Origin of the sequence: Shewanella sp. 10N.286.52.E4, from assembly GCF_041468785.1 — a bacterium.
Lineage (GTDB): Bacteria > Pseudomonadota > Gammaproteobacteria > Enterobacterales > Shewanellaceae > Shewanella > Shewanella electrodiphila.
In genome coordinates this window covers 36,797-55,270 of record NZ_JBFRJJ010000038.1, presented here as the reverse complement: position 1 = coordinate 55,270, position 18,474 = coordinate 36,797, and the positions used below count along the sequence as shown (strand labels likewise).

Sequence of the window (18,474 nt, the reverse complement as noted above, 5' to 3'; positions counted from 1 at the left end):
CCGCCCCTACGAAATTGCTCTTAACAGCGAGCAAGCCTCACGCTTATTCGAAAATAGCTAACGCTTTAGAAAGGCCATCCATGGCCAACTAAAGCTAGCCTGACGTCCTGTCAGGCTTACGCTATTTTCTTCAACACATTTCAGCAATTTCAATGGGGAACATTGAGCCTGCAAGTTCGCTTGTTGTTCTTAATTTTTAGGAAGTTATTTGTATTTATTATGCTTTTGATCTTTTTTGAATGTTCGATTTGAATTGAGGTAAGCAAAAAAATCGCGTGAGTCCAGACATGGATGTCTGGCTAGCTTTCGAGGGGAAGGGACGCCCCATCGGAAGCGTTAGTGATTTTTGTAGCTTACTGAAGCAGCCTACAAACAAAGGCTAAAGCTGGATAATTCTCCGTTGGAAATTTTGCTGTTTAAATTTCGCCGGAGCTGCGGGGTGTTCTAAGAGGGAGTCGCAGTTCACTCCCTTTTAGTCTGGGGTGGGCGAAGCGCCACGAATTTGAGCTACTCCAAGATGACCTCGCCAATAAAAATCTGAGTAAAAACATTGAATTAATTGCATGCTTTGTATTAAAGTAAATCCACTTAAGGACAGAGTTGGGTAGCCTCGAAACAATCATCGAGTACACCATTTACGGAAGAAAAAGCCATTTAATAACATGTGCCATCAAACTCCCTTGTAAAGTTTACTCTAATCCAACTAATTAATTGTAATTCAAAGGAGTCTATCGTTGAAACTACCAATATTAATTTATTTTTGCGTAATTTTATCTGGTTGTACGATTACCGATTACCAAAGTAATTTAAGTAAAACGACAAACTGTATAAATGATTTTTCTCAGGTAAGTTATAAAAATATTAATGTGGATTCTACCCTAAAAGACGAAATAGGAAGTAAAGATAGCCAATGCATTAATAACCACGATGGTAAAATGTATATCAGTGGCTATAAAGTAAAAACTTCTGAGAAGTTTATTTCTATCATTGTGCACCCTAATTTAGGTCCGAGTAAGTCTACTTTCTTTTTACCTCAATTATTGGCTTTAGATGAAAATAATAACCCTTCAATTGTTAAAGAATTATTTGTCATCAAAGGAAGCCAGATAATGCATGGTTCTATGTATGAGTATTTTTACGATGTTTCACGCGAAAAAACGAATAATTTTGTTATAACAACTGACATCAGTTTAATGGGCAAACTTTTTGATTATGAGCATTTAAGTAGTTATGATAATCATACAATAATTTATTCAAAGATTCCTTATGCTGCGGGCAGTGATATTGAAGTTAAACTATTGTCTAATTTGCCTTTTTGAACACAACCACCTCAACTTGAGCTAAAACTGAAAACGCTAATCGCTTGGTTTAATTCCAAGTCGATTAGCGTTTTTTTGTTGCCGTTATCGTTTCAAAAGTGTTTTCCAATTCCTTTCAAACGATAACAGTCCTCTCTAGCAATAACCGTTCGATTAAACTTCTTTACCTAAATGCTTGTACAGACTTTGGTAATCTGCACTGTCAGCCATTAGCTGTTGATGGTTGCCACTGTCAGTGATTTGTCCGTTATGAATCATATGAATACAATCCATTTCGGCCATAGCGGTTAAACGATGGCTTATCATTAACATGGTTTTACCTTTTGCTAAGGTAAATAATAAACGTAAGATTTCACGTTCTGTGCGTTTATCCAATCCTTCCGTTGGTTCATCTAATAACAAGATTGGCGCGTCACGTAATAAAGCTCTGGCAACACCGATTCGGCGCTGCTCGCCACCTGATAGCTGACGTCCGCCTTCACCAATCCAGCTGTCTAGGCCAACTTCTTCACCGCGATCTGTGGTGGTTTTTGAACTAAGAAGCACCTCTAAGCCGACTTGCTTTAACACTGCTGTTAATTGCTCGTCATTGGCGCGTCTTTTTTGCCCTTCAACGTATGGCAAAGCAATAGCTAAGTTGTCACGTACTGTGCCTGCAAATAAATGAATACGTTGGCTAACAACGGTCATTGAGCGACGTAATGTCGCTTCATCAAACTCACTGATATCACGGCCACCTAGGGTTATTTGACCTTGCTGAGGTTGCCATTCTCGGGTGATTAAGCTTAATAAGCTCGATTTACCACAGCCTGTTGCACCTAATAGCGCGACTTTACTGCCCTGAGGTAAATCTAAATTCAACCCCGTTAATACCTGCGAGTCAGCCTGATAACCGAAGTGAATATTGCTGAGGTTAATCTCGGTACGCTCAAGCTGAGTTTCTTGACCAAATACGACATCAGGCGTTTGCTCGGTGACTTCTGAAATGCGTTTCGCCGCTAATACACAGCCTGATAAATGCTGAAATGCACCAGAGATTGGCATCATCATTTCAATGGTTGCCATGGTGGCAAATACCATCATTGCCATTAGCGGGCCTGGTGGCACACTGTCACCCACGCCATGACCTGCAAAATACATCATCATCACAACTGCGGCGCCATTGACCATGATCAATAATGCTTGGCTTAAACCGGTCACATGCGCCATCGCGGTTTGACTGGTAAAGAGTGATAACTCAGCTTCACGTAGCTTTTGGCGGTAGCGATCATTTGCTGAAAATAATGTCAGCTCTGCCTGACCTTGGATAACATCTAAGATCAACACTCGAAAACGGCGTTTACTGTCTACCACCGCTTCACCCGGTTTTCTACCTAAGCGATAAAATACGAGCGGTAAAATCAGCCATGCAGCAATTAACAAAGCACACAGGCTTAATGCCAGTGATGCGTCAAACCAAGACAAGAATGCATAAAGGGCAACAACGGTCAGTAATGAGGCTGCCATTGGCACTAATAAACGTAAATAAAGATGATCCAGCGTATCAATATCGGCCACTAACCGATTGAGCATGTCGCCTTGTCTAAGGCCTTGCAGGTTACTGGCACTTAACGGCAATAACTTTTTCCACGACCAAACTCGAAGCTCTGTTAACAGCTTAAACGTGGCTTCATGGGTCGCTAACCGTTCACCATATCGGCTTGCTGTTCTTGCGATTGATAAAAAGCGTACGCCACCTGCTGGGGTAAAAAAGTTAAACGCTAAGGCGGTTGCTGCTGTTAAACCAGCAATGGCTGTGGCTGATAAAAACCAACCCGAAAGAGATAATAAACCAATGCCAGCAATGATCGTTGTGCAGGTTAGCAATAAGCCAACTGACATCATTAACCACTGACGTTTAAATAACTTAATGAAAGGCAGTAATAGCTGCATTACACATCCTCCCTTTGAGTTTGTTCATCGGTCTTTGTTGGCTCTTGCTCATCAATATACAGTGATAAACCGTCATCATCTTGTTGTTGCATGTTTTTAAACAAACCCATTTGAGTGCTCAGTAAAGCATAATCACCTTGCTGCACAATACGCCCTGCTTCAATCACCAGAATGTTATCCATACTTTGTAATTGATCGAGACGATGCGTCACCATCACACAGGTTTGCGCTGTCATCGCTTGTTTAAGTGATGCTGACACGAGTTTTTCACTGTGACTATCAAGGCTTGCTGTAGGCTCATCGAGTAAGAATAAGCTCGCAGGTTGTGCGATTGCACGGGCAAGCGCGATACGTTGAGCTTGGCCAACAGAGACGCCGGCTGCTTGATCGCTAATGACAGTATCTAAGCCTTGGGGGTGTTGATTAACAAATTCGGCAATGTTGGCTTGTTCAAGTAAGGCCATCACTTGTGCATCAGTTAATTCAGGATTAGCTAAGCAGACGTTTTCACGAATACTGCCATGGAATAGTTGAGGATCTTGCCCAAGCCAAGCTAAGTGTTCACGCCACTGTTTTTTATCCAGCACACTTAACTCAACACCATTGATTTTGAGCGAGCCTTTGTAGGGTAGAAAACCTAATAATGCATTGAGTAAACTGGTTTTACCCGCGCCGCTTGGGCCAACCACCGCGACTTTTTGCCCTGCTTGCACCTCAAAAGAAATCGGCCCAAGTAAAGCGGTTCCTTCCAATGTCAGCACTTCGAGCTCTGTTGCTGAAATGGCAATGTTATCTAACGAAACCTCATGCTGTTGCGCGGTTTGTTCACTGAACTTACCGTCGACCTGCTTTAAAGGGTTTGGATGCTCTAGTAATTCAACTAACGCCTCTGCTGCGCCAATGGCTTGCGCTTTGGCGTGGTAATGGGTGCCTAAGTCTCGAAGTGGTTGAAAGAATTCAGGGGCTAAAATCAGAATAAATAGACCGGTAAATAAGGTGATTCCAGCGCCATAATGGCCGAAGTTTAGGTGGTCTAAATAGCTAAAACCAAAGTACACCGCCAGCACAGCAATGGATAATGCAGCAAAAAACTCTAATACCGCCGAGCTTAAAAATGCCATTCTCAGCACCGACATGGTTCTTTGCCTAAAGTCTTCTGAGGCCGTCTCAATTTTGTTCACTTCAGTCTCACCACGGTGAAATAATTTAAGTGTACTTAAGCCTTTTAAGCGGTCCATAAAGTGGCCACTTAATCTTGATAATGCACTGAAGTTTTTACGGTTGGCATCAGCCGCGCCCATACCAACTAAAATCATAAACATTGGGATCAGCGGCGCTGTGGCAAATAGAATCAGTCCAGCTGCCCAGTTAAGCGGAAATACTGACACCAAAATAATCAACGGAATAAAACCCGCTAGCATCATTTGTGGTAAGTACTTAGCATAAAAATCATGTAAGTCTTCAACCTGCTCAAGCACGATGCTCGCCCATGCTCCCGCTGGCTTTCCTTTGATAAACGCAGGTCCTAAATCGGTGAGTTTGTTCAACACAGCTTCACGAATGTCACTTCGTAGTCGTTTACCCGCTTCAAAGCTTAATCGCTCACGTGCATAAGCTAGCCCTGCTCGCACAATAATCAGTGCAATTAACCCGATAAATTGACTGCTAAAGCTCGCCATGGCTAATTCGAGCATAATCACGCCGTGTAAGATATGTGCCAACAAATATGCTTGCACGACAATCGCCACACCGTTAAGTGCACCGGTAAAAATGGTGAGTTTCAAGAATATGCCGCAAGATGACTTCTGTTGTTTAAGCCACTGGCCGAGAGATTTTTCTAAGGTTTTATCCATTACATTCCTGAAAATGATCGCACTAAATGAGGAAAATTGCCGCAGTATCGCAAGCTAACAGCTTCGATAACAGCCGCTTATAGAGAAGTGTTAACTGATTCACACATTGCTAATAAACACTGTGTTAATGATGAACTATAATTCTACGCGATAGTCATCAGCAGGACAGTAAAAGAAAGGTAAATATTTGTTCATCAAATTGAATCAATATTTCTATTTGATAGTGAGTATTAACGTTCTTAAAAGCACAGAACTTTATGTTTCTTTTGATTATAGTTTTAATCAATAAAGTTTCTCACTCAATGCTTACATGCAAGAAAGCGATTAACTAAGCAATAGCCATATCAGCTTACTTAGCGTAAATGACAATCACGATAAATTATACGATTGCACTTTCTAATAGGATGAAGAAGGTAATTAAAAAATGGACGTTAATCTTTCAGCCCACAGAGCACAAGCATTCAACTACTTATTTGACTCGGTTGTAGTCACTGATACCACAGGTATTATCATTGACTGGAACTGCGGTTCACAACAACTTTATGGCTACAGTAAAGATGAAATACTCGGCCAATCAGTGAGTATTTTACATGTCCCCGAAGACAGTGCCTCTATCACTGAGTTGGTCATTTCCTCGGTTGAACAACATGGCAAATGGACGGGCGAAATACGCTTTTTACATAAAGACGGCACTATCGGTTGGGTAGAGTCGATGTGTGTGCCATTGTTTGATGACGAGCAGCAATTTATTGGTGCTTTAGGGATTAACCGAGACATCACTAAACGTGTTGAAGATGCCCAACGAGTATTAAATCTCGCCTGCTATGACCAGCTGACGCAAATACCCAATCGCTATTTGTTAATGGACAGAGTTAAACAAACCATCGAACGCTGCAAACGCATGAACACTAAGTTCAGCTTGTTCTATATGGATTTAGATGATTTCAAGAACATCAATGATACCTATGGGCATTGCCAAGGGGATTCTGTTCTAATTGAAGCGGTAACCAGACTGCATAAAGTCATCAGAGAGTCGGATACTTTAGCCAGAATTGGCGGGGATGAGTTTGTATTATTACTGGAGGACATTACTGACAATAATGACATCTCGCGCATGGCTGATATCTTAATCAGTGCATTAGACAAGCCGTTTACAATAAACGCTCAACCCGTTTTGCTTAATTGCAGTATTGGTATTGCGACCTTTCCTGATTCCGGTGACGACTTTGATACCTTAATCAAAACAGCAGATTTTGCGATGTATAAATCAAAGCGCCAGGGCGGAGCTACTTATCGATTTGGCTAAGCTTGATAGTTTATTCGGTGTAAAAGGCAGTTGAAAAGTTAGGTGAAAAGTTAGTTGAAAAAGTGAGGTAAATAGTCATGAATGGGCTTTATTTAGCTAACGATTTGAATTTGCCATTAAACGCCAAATTTAACTAATACATGCCACATCAGTTTAAGCTGTTGTACTTGCTGAGCCTGCTTAGTTCTTTGACTCCAAGGCACTGGTTTTTCAGTAAGCACCTGTGCAGCTCTGCCAATGATATCTGCATTTATTTGCTTGTCTCTAGCAATCACCTTGGCAAGTTCTGGCATTGTCGCCCCTCGAAAGTCATCAGGCACCTGCTCCACATCAAGCTGATAGCCTTGATGCCACAACAGTTCAATATCATACTCGTGGCACATTGACTGCATCAGCTCACCTATATCTGTATCTTTATAGCTTGGATCAGCAACAAGATAGCCAATATCATGCTCTAACGAGACTTCACCATGAATTTGCGCTTCAATATAATGATCAAGATTAGATAAAGCAGGCATGTCGAAACGTACTCTCACACCTTGAGGTAATTGCTGCCACAGATGATTAACCATATCCGCAGGCTTAATCTCTTTCACTCCTAAAGCATATTGGCGCTCAAAACACTCGCTGAGTAACGCTGCCAAGATCACCTCAAAACAACTTAACGTGCCTTTTTCTTTAGGTAAGCGATAGGAATCCATATAACTGAATGTACAGCGCGAAAGTACTTGAGTGTGGGTAAGAAAGTAACAACTGCCAAATCGAGGAGCCGGCCCCGTTGGGCATAGACCAAGATCTAATGCACCATACTTAGGGCGTAGTTTAACTCCTGAGTAACTATGACCAAAAAGTTGGTTTTCCCAGTGGTCTCTTGGGCCACCTAATTCCGGTGACAATTGCCCATTTGAGATATGAGTTTCAAACTGGCTTTTATAACAACCGTCCTTAAGTAACCCAGCTGCGACTGATAATCCACGGCTATCAATACGATCGGGGTGAAAATGCAAGGCCACTCGGCCATGTTGATGCAAGGCTTGCATAGCCTTATGAACCGCTGCAGTATCAATGTTAGACATTAACAGGACATTTTTAATTACCGCACTTGAGTGCTCGCGCAAACAGGCAACGCTATGCTCGATATGGATTTGCGCTGCTGACTTTCGATTCATAACCTGCCCTCCTTTGCATCTGTGATTAACACTATCCAATATCTAACGACTTGCTGGATAAAATACAGCTAAGTGCTTGTATTTCATTGTATGTAAAATACACGGATTTAGCACAAAAGATTAAAACTAATTCATCTACCTATGCGGTTAACCCTCATCAAGATGTTGAAACATCGTACTCACCATTCTTTGCAGAACAAAACCTCAAATAACTAATCCCTAGGGCCTGTTGATCTTTCAAGGTTGTTTTTGCAGCGAGTTGTTGGCCATTCTATGCATCAAGGGCGCAAGACAGAGACTTTGTGGTGTAGTTATTCTACATAAAAAGTCGATAACGCAGTAAAAATGACCAACAAACGCTGCCCAAAGGGTTCGACTAAAAGCGTTTTACTCTTTGTTGGATGCATTTTGCTTAGATGACTAGGCATCAACTCATCCGCCTCGATTACAACGCTTTTATTTCGAACAAAACTTAACCAGCAAAGAACAACAGGCCCTAGATACTGATGAAATAAGCCCATTGCATATGGCTTATATTCCACTAGTAACGGCCATTAAAGAAGAATATTTAAGCGATTAGATGGCGCTCTAGCAGTGTTTCAGGTAAGCTTCACGCCCGCCATTTCGTGGCCCCCTATTCAGTCATAGCAACGTATACGTTGCCCAAAGAGATCATTCTATGAGTTTTGCCTCACTAGGCTTAAGCGCAGCAATTTTAAAAGCTGTTGAAAAACAAGGGTATGACACCCCTTCAGCAATCCAAGAACAAGCTATTCCTGCCGTCCTAGAAGGCAAAGACGTAATGGCCGCTGCCCAAACGGGTACAGGAAAAACAGCAGGTTTTACCCTGCCATTATTAGAACTACTCTCAAAAGGTCAGCGCGCTAAGCGTGGCCAAGTTCGTGCTTTAGTATTAACACCAACACGTGAGCTAGCAGCACAAGTTGCTGAAAGCGTGTCGACTTACGGCGCAAACTTACCGCTTAAATCTGCGGTTGTATTTGGTGGCGTATCAATTAATCCACAAATTACCACCCTAAGAAATGGCGTTGATATTCTAGTGGCGACCCCAGGACGCTTATTAGATTTATGCCAACAAAAAGCATTAAGCTTCAGCCAACTTGAAGTCTTAATCTTAGATGAAGCCGACCGCATGTTAGACATGGGCTTTATTCGCGATATTAAGAAAGTCTTGGCTATGTTGCCAAAACAACGCCAAAACCTAATGTTCTCAGCAACGTTTTCAGATGAAATCCGTGAACTTGCAAAAGGCTTAGTGAATAATCCAGTTGAGATTTCAGTTACGCCACGTAATGCGACTGCTAACACGGTTGAACAAAGTGTTTATGCCGTAGATAAGAGCCGTAAAGCGCGTATCTTAACTAAGCTAATTAAAGAAAATAACTGGCATCAAGTGTTGGTATTTTCTCGCACCAAACATGGCGCTAACCGCTTAGCGAAAAACTTAGATGCTGACGGCATCAATGCAGTGGCTATTCACGGTAATAAAAGCCAAGGTGCGCGAACCAAAGCCTTAGCTGATTTCAAAGCGGGTAAAGCACAAGTCATGGTTGCTACCGATATCGCTGCCCGTGGTATTGATATCGACCAATTGCCTTTTGTCGTTAACTTTGACCTACCTAATGTCCCTGAAGATTATGTGCATCGTATCGGCCGTACTGGCCGCGCTGGTGCAACGGGTTTAGCAGTATCTTTAGTTAGCGATGAAGAAGTGAAGTTATTACATGACATCGAAAGACTGATTAAGCGCACTGTCGAGCGTAAAGTCATCGAAGGCTATGAAGCATGTCATGACTTACCAGAAGCAAGCTTAAAAGGCGGTCATCGCGCGGCTAATCATAAAAAGCCAAACCCGAATCGTCGTAAGCACGCCAATCAAGCTGATGGACAAAAACAAGGCCAAAGCACTAAACAGGGCCAGCGTCCAGCGCCGAAAGGCAATTCAGATAAGCCAAGCCAACGTCAACGCGCCCGCGCTCGTGCAGAAGCTGAAAATGCTCAATCAGATGGTAATAAAAAACCACAAAATCGTCGCCAAGGCCGCACTGACAACTCAAGTTCACAAGGCAAGGTTGATCCTTACGCGAATGCGAGACGTTAATAGCGACTCACTGATTTAGCGTTAACTTAGCTCGATTTTCAGCAAATAGTTAATGATTTAAAGGCATGAAAGCCAAGCTTTCATGCCTTTTTTGTTATTCAAAAACACCAGCATAAAATCTACACCTTGCTTACTCATTAACGATAAACACTTGAAAGTTGCCAGATCCACTCTCATCGTTCATGATAATTACACGGGATAAAGACAATTTTTCATGGAAGAGTTATGAAGTATTTAGGTGTATTGATTCTAATATTATTGCTGGCTATTGCCAGCCTGTTTGTTGGTTTACAAATGGGAAAAGGTCAGCTTAATCAAGCAGAAGAGTCTCAAAGTAATCAACTGAGTAAAACACCCACAAGTGAAGGTGTTACCTCCCAGCCATCAGAGTTAGCCATAGAATCCAGTCATCTCGTCAGCGAACTGAAACAAGAAGTGCTGCAACTTAAACAACAGCTTGCTGAAAAAAACAGTTTAATCGACGCTATGAACTCATCAATGGGATTACTCGAACAGCAAGTTGAACTGGCTTACAGCGAGATAGATCAAGTCACAGAGCAAACCCATGACTCGCCATTTCATCCTGAGCCAGACAGCATCAGCACTGATCAAGCAAACCAGTGGGTTCCTGAAAATTTTGCCAATGCGATAGCTTCACAACAAGGAGACATGGTCGCACTATTTAAGCGCCATCACCAAGCTGACATCAATCAAGAATGGGCCACGGAGCGTGAGCAAGCATTAAAAGATTCTTTTGCTTTGAGTGAATATGCTGACATGGTCAATATCACCTCAGTCAACTGTAAAACCACCACTTGTGAGGTTCGCGGTGAAGAGCTAGAACCCAATGGTTGGATGTTAGTAAGCCAGCGACTGCAAGAGACTTCATTAAGTAAAAATGCCAGTACATGGACCTATCTGATAGGAAACGAAGAAGGTGAAACCCTGATCCACATGTTGTCAGAAGTTGATGATTCAACGGTTGAAAATCAGTAATGACCTCAACGTGATGGATAGATAACACCATTCCGACTAAAGACTAATACTGCCAGCGTGATAAAACCAATATCATCAGCGTGCTTAAGCTCGTAAGTCATTAGTTTAAATATCACTTTATATTGATCTACGCCTAGCATCAGCTCGTAAGTTACACACGATGCTGTTAGCCCAGGATGCTGTTAGCCAAGGTGCTCTTGTGTAGGTAGCGACTTTTGAATTAGCGAAAAATCAATGTAAAGGAATACTGTTCACCATGACGATATCTTCAATTAATTCAGCAAGTAATGATACAAAAAAAACAGCAGCCCACTCAGCAAGTTCAATCAATCCCAACTTGCATATCCAAGTAATGCAGTTGCCTAACTCTGAACATCTCATCTGGGTCATTGATGATTTCATTACTGACTTTGCGTCTCTTGTCGATTACAGCAAAACAAAAGCTTATTTCAATAATGTCGGCGCCGATGGAACCTTGTTTCCTGGCATGCGAGATGAAATGCCACGCCCCTATTACCAATCTTTATCATCGTTAATTACCTTACTGGCAAAGCAGCCTAAAGGTGAATACTTCAAGCAGCATCAAATTGCAAAGTGTTGGTTATCTAAAGTCACTTTAAGTCCATTACAGCTCAATGCGAGTCAAACCATGCCACACTTTGACTCCCTTGCTGAACACGATATGGCAGCAGTGCATTATCTCAATGATGTCCAATTGGGCGGCACCAGCTTTTATCGTTATAAAGGCGCTGACAAACTGCACTTATCCCACGACGATAAAGACATTATTTTTAAGATGGTTGATGAGGTTAAGCAAGTTGCAGCAAGCCGAAAAGGCTACATCACAGATTCAGATGACTTATTCGAAAAAGTATTCAGTATTGACGCTAAGCCAAATCGCATCGTTATCTATTCAGGTAATATTCTTCACAGCGCCATTATTAATGATGAAGTAGAGTTTGATAAGCGTTCTGAACATAATCGCACATCAATTAACTCTTTCTTTAGTATCGCCTAAATTGTCAAAATCAATATTGTGGTTACTGTTAATAAAGTCATTGTTGTGTTTTTTGAAAAACAGGTGATTAAGCTTCATTCATAAACGCTAGATTCACATTACTGGCAAGACTAAGATATGCGTTAAATATTTCTGGATGATATGGATGCCACCCTAATGAAATTTAAGCGCTTTGAAGAACACTCCCATCAACTTGAAAATACTCGAATTAAAGCAAACTACGACCGCCTTCTATGTCGCTTTCGCTTATTAACGCTGCCTGATAATACTCAGTCAGAGACTGAGGTTATTACAGATAAATACTTACTATTAAGTCCTTTTCACAATGGTAGGTTTACCCTAAACGACGTGGAATACCAACTCAAAATACGTTGGTTTCTTATTTGGCACTCATCCATTATAAAGCCCAATATCCGCAGTCAAGATAAAGCAAAGCGAGACTCAAAAAATGTAATCATTCCTGAATTACTGCCCTATAAACGTAAAACATCCATCATGCTATGCATATACGTGTTTTTAATTACGTCATTAAAAATCGGCCTAAGCCTTTACGCAGTTTAATCAGCTCAGCTATCTAATAAACACAAAAAAGCGAATTCAGTAACCACTGAATTCGCTTTGTTTTAAAGCCTATTTATAAAAACTGGCTTACTAAAACTATTTTCTTACAAGCTAGGCTTATAAAAACCAGGCTCGGTAAGTCTTACCTTTAAGGCGGCCTTTGGTAATTTTGTTCAACGCTTTTTTAGAAGCGTCACGCTTAACGGCTACAAACGAACGAATATCAGTGACCTTAATTTTACCAATATCAGCACCATCAATACCGTTTTCACCGGTTAAGCCACCCACAATGTCACCAGGACGGATTTTGTGCTTTTTACCCGCATCAATTTGGATGGTGATCATTTCTGCTTCTTGCGGCTGCTTGTTAAGCACATTCATTGACGGTAAGGTTTCACCATCAATTTCTTTGCCAATCAGCTCTTCAATTTCAACCATTCTGTGGCCATCTGCATGACTAAAGAAAGTGTACGCAGCGCCTTTACTACCTGCACGACCTGTACGACCAATACGGTGAATATGCACTTCTGTATCGTAAGCAATGTGATAGTTAAATACCGCTTCTAAATCTTCGATATCTAAACCACGAGAAGCCACATCGGTAGCCACTAATACGCGGGCACTCTTGTTAGCAAAACGCAGTAACATTTGATCGCGATCGCGCTGTTCTAAGTCGCCATGTAAAGCCAATACACTAAAACCTTGCTCAGCTAAAGTGTCAGCCACTTTTTGGGTTTCACGTTTGGTGTTACAAAAAACCACTGCGCTTTCAGGTTGCTTTTCAAGGAGCAATAATTGCAATGCCTCTAAGCGAGCCTGATTGTCTTCTGTATGGTAAAAATGCTGCTCAATTGTATGGTTGTCGTGAGTCGCCTCAACTTTAACCATCAAAGGCTTATACATAATCTGTTCAACAACTTGTTGAATTTGCTCAGGGAAAGTCGCACTGAACAATAATGTCTGACGCTCATGAGGGGTTTCAGCAATGATTTGATCAATATGATCTTGGAAGCCCATTTCTAACATGCGATCGGCTTCATCTAACACCAACATATTGACGTTACTCAGATCTAAACGATTACGATCAAGATGATCAACGATACGTCCAGGTGTACCGACAATAATGTGCGCGCCATGTTCAAGCGAACCGATTTGCGGCCCCATTGGAACGCCGCCACATAAGGTCAGCACCTTAATGTTATGAATGCCACGGGCTAAAGTACGAATATCTTTAGCCACTTGATCGGCTAATTCGCGTGTTGGACACAGCACCATGGTTTGAATGCGAAAACGTTTCACATCAAGTTTGTTTAATAGACCTAAACCAAATGCAGCTGTTTTACCTGAGCCGGTTTTTCCTTGGCCAATCACGTCATCACCCGCAAGAATAGCTGGTAAGCTTTCAGCTTGGATTTGAGTCATAGACTCGTATCCCATGGTTTTAAGATTATCAAACAAACCTGGTTTAAGATTAAGTGATGCGAAAGCCGTATTAGCGGCCTGTTCAGTAGACTGACTCAAGGTGAATATCCTCTGATATCAAAGCAAAATGGGATAATAGAAACAACTCGGCCAAGGATAAAATACCTTGGCCAAATGTTTGAATGTCTATTGTAGCAATTTTATCCGTTAGTCGCTGACATTTATTCACATAAAACGGATTGAGATCAACCTATACAATTTCCCCAAAACGTCCTTGCTGATAATCATCAATGGCCTGATTTATCTCTGCTTGGCTATTCATCACAAATGGCCCCATATGTACGATTTTCTCATTAATCGGACAGCCTGCTAGTAATAAAATGCCAGTGTCTTGATTCCCGGCTTTGATATGGGTATTGAGTTCTGGTTCAATAACTAATAGCTGGCCTTCTGTCGCTTTTACCTGCATTCCACTGGTATCGACGTACTCAAGCTCGCCTTGATAAATGAAAACACTAACACTTTGATGTGCCGACAAATCAAGTTGTGCTTGGCCATTTTCATTTAGCATTAAATCCGCAATCGCACCATTACCCGCCAAACCTTGAATGCTGGCCGCTATGATTTGAGGGCTATCGGCAAACAGCCAGTCGCCTGCCAGTGCTTTAAGGTTAGCGCCGCTATCATTGCTTACGACTGGATTAGGCGTGCCTGTTGTGTCTTGATAAATCGCGGGGCGCATTTTATCTTTGGCTGGCATGTTAAGCCAAATCTGAAACCCATGAAGGCCTTCGTTAGCATCAGCAAGGGGCATTTCAGAATGCACTACGCCTCTTCCAGTGCTCATCCACTGCACATCACCTGCACATCACCTGCACGAATAGCTTTAACATTACCGAGTTGGTCTCGATGTTCAAAACCGCCTTTACGGATCTATACCCATGATACTTCAAGATGCAAAGTCAGCAAGGCAAATAGTGCCAAGATGCTAGGCATAAAATAGAAGTATAGTTATTCTACATCGATATTTTATAACAACGAAGATTGGTGCTATTTGCCTTGCCCTACGGGGCGCAAGCTCGAAAACCACTGCTACGTTGTAACCTTTGAAAAGTGAATAACAATTACCGCAGCTTACGCCTTGCATTGTTATCCGAGCTTGTGCCTGACAAAGCATCTTGAGGTAACATGGGTATAAGTAAAGGTTTCAATACCTCGGTGCGGATGTGGTGGAAAACCACCAATAAAGTCTTGCTGATCGTTTGACTTGATCTCATCAATCATTAAATAAGGATCAAAACGGGTATTCATAAAATCCGCTACCCGTTTAATGTTCACTCCATCGCCATCCATCGCTGGACGAGCGGTAAATTTGCTTAATACTTTCATGATAAAGCGCTCAGTTAACCTTTAATGAGATCACTTTATCAAGCATATAGTCGAATGAATATTGCATTAAAGCGTAGTTATCTTTCGATTTTATACTTGTATTAGATTATATAAAAATAGCTATTTCATTGAAAAAATAATTAAAATCAAAGGCGTGGCGGTTTTGTTGCTTATAGCGAGTAACGATATAACAGTGTCGATTTTAATCTCACCACATGAAATTAATCTTCACGGAAGCCTTACAGCTTATTAAACTCTTCTAACCATTCAATAAAAGCGTTTGAGACTTTCTCAACCGTCCCCAAAGCCTGGTTATAAAACCACACAGGTGCATCTTTTTGACTCGCGGCGCAGTCAGTTTGCTTAAAACAAAACATGTTGCCCTTACAGTCAGAAGCAAACAGAATATGGCCTTTCGGCATACCGCTCATTTCATATAAGTTTGATAATAAACTCACATCATCAAGACTTAAAAAGTCCTGAACTTCAGATATATCAACACCTAAATCACAAATCTTAGTTAACACATTGGGTGTATGCACTAAACCATAAGTGGCAATTAAATACTTATATGAGTCAGGTAAAACAGCATTTAGTCTTGATTCTAGTGCGTCGATATCATCACTTTTAATCGGTACCATGGCATGTTTACTGCCCCAGTTTTTGACAAAGAGATCAATGCTATTCATTTTAGAGATTCCAATATAATTTAAGGCGTAAACGAGAAAGGATTATACACTGGCTCTGATGATTAAAGCGCTTAATACTGAAGGGTTATGGGAAAAGCGATTTGAGTGTTAGAGGAATATTGAAACAAGCTCATGCCATTGAATCATAGCATGAGCTAAAAATGCTGATTATTCAGAGCACTCTTTATTACGGCACTCTTGCTTAAGGTACTATTTTTTACAACACACTTGTTTACGGCATAGTTTAACATTACGCCAATGCGCGTAAGCAACAATAAATGCGCCAGCTAACGTCAGTAGTTTCTCACCAACTTCACCAACAATGTCATGTCCATAAACCGAAGATGCAACCAAAGTCAGCAGGCCAACAATAGCAAACATCAATACTTTAGTATCACGGTGGCGTTGACAGCCCATTAACACCGCTATCGTACTGGTAGGCAGCACCAACCACACCATCACCTCATGATATAAATGATCGTTTAATGGCAATGCTGATAACGAAGGTAACAAGGCAAGTAATATTGGGGTTGCAATACAATGTAAGGCGCAAAGACTTGATAACCCGATAGCCAGCTTATCCAGTAGCGATTGCATATTCTTTGTCATGTGAAATCCTTTTATCTCTAAGTCGTGAGCGCCAATTATTGATTTAGCATAAGCTAAATTGGAGTGGTATTTAACACTAATTTAACTGAATAAGAAACAGTAACAAGACTTAATTTACTCAGTAAGCTCGTTAATTGATTTCACGATTTAATCGAGTTGAAACTATCCATTGAATAGGCATAAAAAAGAGCGCCGAAGCGCCCTTAAAAAATCGATTAAACATTATTTTTATCGTTTAACTACGAAGCCCGATACCACGGGAAATTAAGTAGTAAGCGACAAACCATAACGAGGCACAAAAGCCGACCATGATTGCAATCGATAACGGTACGCTGATATCAGCAAAGCCTAAAAAGCCGTAACGGAATACATTAATCATATACACCACAGGATTTAGCGCCGATACACCTTGCCAAAAATCAGGCAGTAACGATAACGAGTAAAACACCCCACCTAAATAAGTTAACGGCGTTAAAATGAAGGTCGGAATAATGCTAATGTCATCAAAGCTTTTAGCAAATACCGCATTAATTAACCCGCCTAATGCAAACAGCACTGAGGTTAAAAACACCGTCATAATCACTAAGCCAACATGGTGTAGTGATAAGTTCACAAAAAACATCGCCACCAGCGTGACAATCAAGCCAACAGCCAATCCACGGGCAACACCGCCACCGACGTAACCAGCAATCATCACATAGTGTGGTACAGGCGCGACCATCAATTCTTCAATGCTGCCATGCATTTTTGCACTGAAAAATGATGAGGCTACATTTGAATAGGAGTTAGTGATCACCGACATCATAATAAGACCCGGGGCAATAAACTCCATATAAGACACGCCGCCCATTTCACCGATTCGATTACCAATTAAGTTACCGAAAATCAAAAAATACAAGGTCATGGTAATGGCTGGCGGAACTAGAGTTTGCACCCAGATACGGGTAAAACGATTAATTTCTTTAGTCAGAATACTTTTAAAGGCAACCCAATAAAGTTGATTCATTATTTTGCCTCCTTGGCTTTTTCAACTAACTCAACAAACAACTCTTCAAGACGGTTAGCTTTGTTACGCATTGATAATACTTCAATATCTTGTTTACTTAGCTGAGCAAATAACTCATTTAAGTTTTGTGCTTTGGCCACATCCACTTCTAATGTGTGACCATCGACCAAGCGGCTATTCATGTTTTCCAACACAGGTGCAGCTTTAATATCTTGGCGTAAATCAAGAATAAAGGTTTCTACATCAAGCTTACTGAGTAACGTTTTCATGCTGGTGCATTCCACCAACAAGCCTTTATCAATAATACCGATATTACGGCACAGCATTTCTGCTTCTTCAAGGTAATGGGTGGTGAGAATAATGGTCACACCTTGGTTATTAATATCTTTTAAAAATTGCCACATTGAGCGGCGAAGTTCGATATCTACCCCAGCTGTAGGCTCATCTAAAATTAATAGCTTTGGTTCATGCATCAGTGCACGAGCAATCATTAAACGGCGTTTCATGCCGCCAGATAATGCTCTAGCTTGGCTGTCGCGTTTTTCCCACAAATCTAATTGGCTCAGATATTTTTTGGCGCGCTCTAGGGCAAGGTTTCTAGTCACCCCATAGTAACCCGCTTGGTTAACTACAATTTGCAGCACGGTTTCAAACTGGTTGAAATTAAACTCTTGCGGCACTAAACCGATGCACATTTTGGCTCGTTCTAGGTTGTTATCGATGTCATATTCAAACACCTTCACGCTACCAGAAGACTTTTGCACTAATGAACTAATCACCCCGATGGTCGTCGACTTACCGGCACCATTGGGCCCTAACAAAGCAAAAAAATCACCTTGTTCAACGGTTAAGCTAACTCCTTTAACAGCGTGAACGCCGCCTTTATAAGTTTTTTGCAGGTTTTCGATCACCAAAGCATTGGTGTTGTTGCTCATTGTCATTCCTCTGATCCATAAATTGCGAATTACACGTTTACATGACTTGCTATCAATAGCCTATTGTAAACAAGGTATTGTAAATGACGCAGCGTATACGTAAAAGACGCAAAACTTTATGACGCCCAAAACAAAACTCCCGCCTATA

Annotated in this window: 15 protein-coding genes and 1 pseudogene; 6 read left to right on the top strand and 10 right to left on the bottom strand. The window is 41.4% G+C overall.

Annotated elements, in window-relative coordinates:
- Positions 1–734: 734 nt before the first annotated feature.
- Positions 735–1,319 (top strand): hypothetical protein, encoded by a 585-nt coding sequence (locus tag AB4153_RS18465; RefSeq protein ID WP_303515466.1) that lies wholly within the window; start codon positions 735–737, stop codon positions 1,317–1,319.
- A 153-nt stretch (positions 1,320–1,472) separates the two neighbouring features.
- Here AB4153_RS18465 and cydC read toward each other — a convergent pair whose 3' ends face one another.
- Both cydC and cydD read right to left on the bottom strand, forming a co-directional pair.
- The gene (gene cydC, locus AB4153_RS18460; protein ID WP_371998338.1) at positions 1,473–3,251 is read right to left on the bottom strand and encodes a heme ABC transporter ATP-binding protein/permease CydC; all 1,779 of its coding nucleotides are present in this window, start codon (positions 3,249–3,251) and stop codon (positions 1,473–1,475) included.
- A complete protein-coding gene (gene cydD / locus AB4153_RS18455; RefSeq protein ID WP_371998337.1) occupies positions 3,251–5,104 on the bottom strand; it encodes a heme ABC transporter permease/ATP-binding protein CydD in 1,854 nt (617 codons plus the stop codon). The genes cydC and cydD overlap by 1 nt, the downstream gene beginning before the upstream one ends.
- A gap of 424 nt (positions 5,105–5,528) precedes the next feature.
- Between cydD and AB4153_RS18450 the strand changes: the two genes are divergently transcribed.
- Positions 5,529–6,410 carry a sensor domain-containing diguanylate cyclase gene (locus tag AB4153_RS18450; protein ID WP_229371984.1) on the top strand — a complete coding sequence of 294 codons (882 nt, stop codon included), beginning with the start codon at positions 5,529–5,531 and terminating at the stop codon, positions 6,408–6,410.
- 116 nt (positions 6,411–6,526) lie between these two features.
- On the opposite strand, the gene AB4153_RS18445 is transcribed toward AB4153_RS18450, so the two are convergent.
- Positions 6,527–7,579: a DUF3626 domain-containing protein gene (locus AB4153_RS18445; protein WP_371998336.1), complete on the bottom strand. Its 1,053-nt coding sequence runs from the start codon at positions 7,577–7,579 to the stop codon at positions 6,527–6,529.
- A gap of 679 nt (positions 7,580–8,258) precedes the next feature.
- On the opposite strand from AB4153_RS18445, the gene AB4153_RS18440 reads away from it, so the two are divergent.
- The 4 genes from AB4153_RS18440 (at position 8,259) to AB4153_RS18425 (ending at position 12,276) form a co-directional block, all read left to right on the top strand.
- Positions 8,259–9,701: a DEAD/DEAH box helicase gene (locus AB4153_RS18440; RefSeq protein WP_102526476.1), complete on the top strand. Its 1,443-nt coding sequence runs from the start codon at positions 8,259–8,261 to the stop codon at positions 9,699–9,701.
- A gap of 225 nt (positions 9,702–9,926) precedes the next feature.
- Positions 9,927–10,697 (top strand): hypothetical protein, encoded by a 771-nt coding sequence (locus AB4153_RS18435; RefSeq protein WP_371998335.1) that lies wholly within the window; start codon positions 9,927–9,929, stop codon positions 10,695–10,697.
- 256 nt (positions 10,698–10,953) lie between these two features.
- Positions 10,954–11,715, top strand: a complete 762-nt coding sequence (locus AB4153_RS18430) for a DUF6445 family protein (protein ID WP_371998334.1) — start codon at positions 10,954–10,956, stop codon at positions 11,713–11,715.
- A gap of 156 nt (positions 11,716–11,871) precedes the next feature.
- A complete protein-coding gene (locus AB4153_RS18425; RefSeq protein WP_371998333.1) occupies positions 11,872–12,276 on the top strand; it encodes a hypothetical protein in 405 nt (134 codons plus the stop codon).
- A 117-nt stretch (positions 12,277–12,393) separates the two neighbouring features.
- On the opposite strand, the gene dbpA is transcribed toward AB4153_RS18425, so the two are convergent.
- From dbpA to AB4153_RS18390, 7 genes and pseudogenes are all read right to left on the bottom strand, one after another.
- Positions 12,394–13,797 (bottom strand): ATP-dependent RNA helicase DbpA, encoded by a 1,404-nt coding sequence (gene dbpA / locus AB4153_RS18420; RefSeq protein WP_102526473.1) that lies wholly within the window; start codon positions 13,795–13,797, stop codon positions 12,394–12,396.
- 151 nt (positions 13,798–13,948) lie between these two features.
- A pseudogene (locus AB4153_RS18415) lies at positions 13,949–14,631 on the bottom strand (pirin family protein); the annotation flags it as partial.
- A gap of 216 nt (positions 14,632–14,847) precedes the next feature.
- Positions 14,848–15,087 carry a pirin family protein gene (locus AB4153_RS18410; RefSeq protein WP_371998332.1) on the bottom strand — a complete coding sequence of 80 codons (240 nt, stop codon included), beginning with the start codon at positions 15,085–15,087 and terminating at the stop codon, positions 14,848–14,850.
- Positions 15,088–15,326: 239 nt separating this feature from the next.
- Positions 15,327–15,776, bottom strand: coding sequence for an SMI1/KNR4 family protein (locus tag AB4153_RS18405; RefSeq protein WP_102526471.1), 450 nt, complete (start codon positions 15,774–15,776; stop codon positions 15,327–15,329).
- 210 nt (positions 15,777–15,986) lie between these two features.
- Positions 15,987–16,385 carry a MerC domain-containing protein gene (locus AB4153_RS18400; RefSeq protein ID WP_371998331.1) on the bottom strand — a complete coding sequence of 133 codons (399 nt, stop codon included), beginning with the start codon at positions 16,383–16,385 and terminating at the stop codon, positions 15,987–15,989.
- 235 nt (positions 16,386–16,620) lie between these two features.
- Positions 16,621–17,391, bottom strand: a complete 771-nt coding sequence (locus AB4153_RS18395) for an ABC transporter permease (protein ID WP_102526469.1) — start codon at positions 17,389–17,391, stop codon at positions 16,621–16,623.
- Positions 17,391–18,326 (bottom strand): ABC transporter ATP-binding protein, encoded by a 936-nt coding sequence (locus AB4153_RS18390; RefSeq protein WP_102526468.1) that lies wholly within the window; start codon positions 18,324–18,326, stop codon positions 17,391–17,393. Before AB4153_RS18390 ends, AB4153_RS18395 begins: the two co-directional genes overlap by 1 nt.
- Positions 18,327–18,474: the final 148 nt, after the last annotated feature.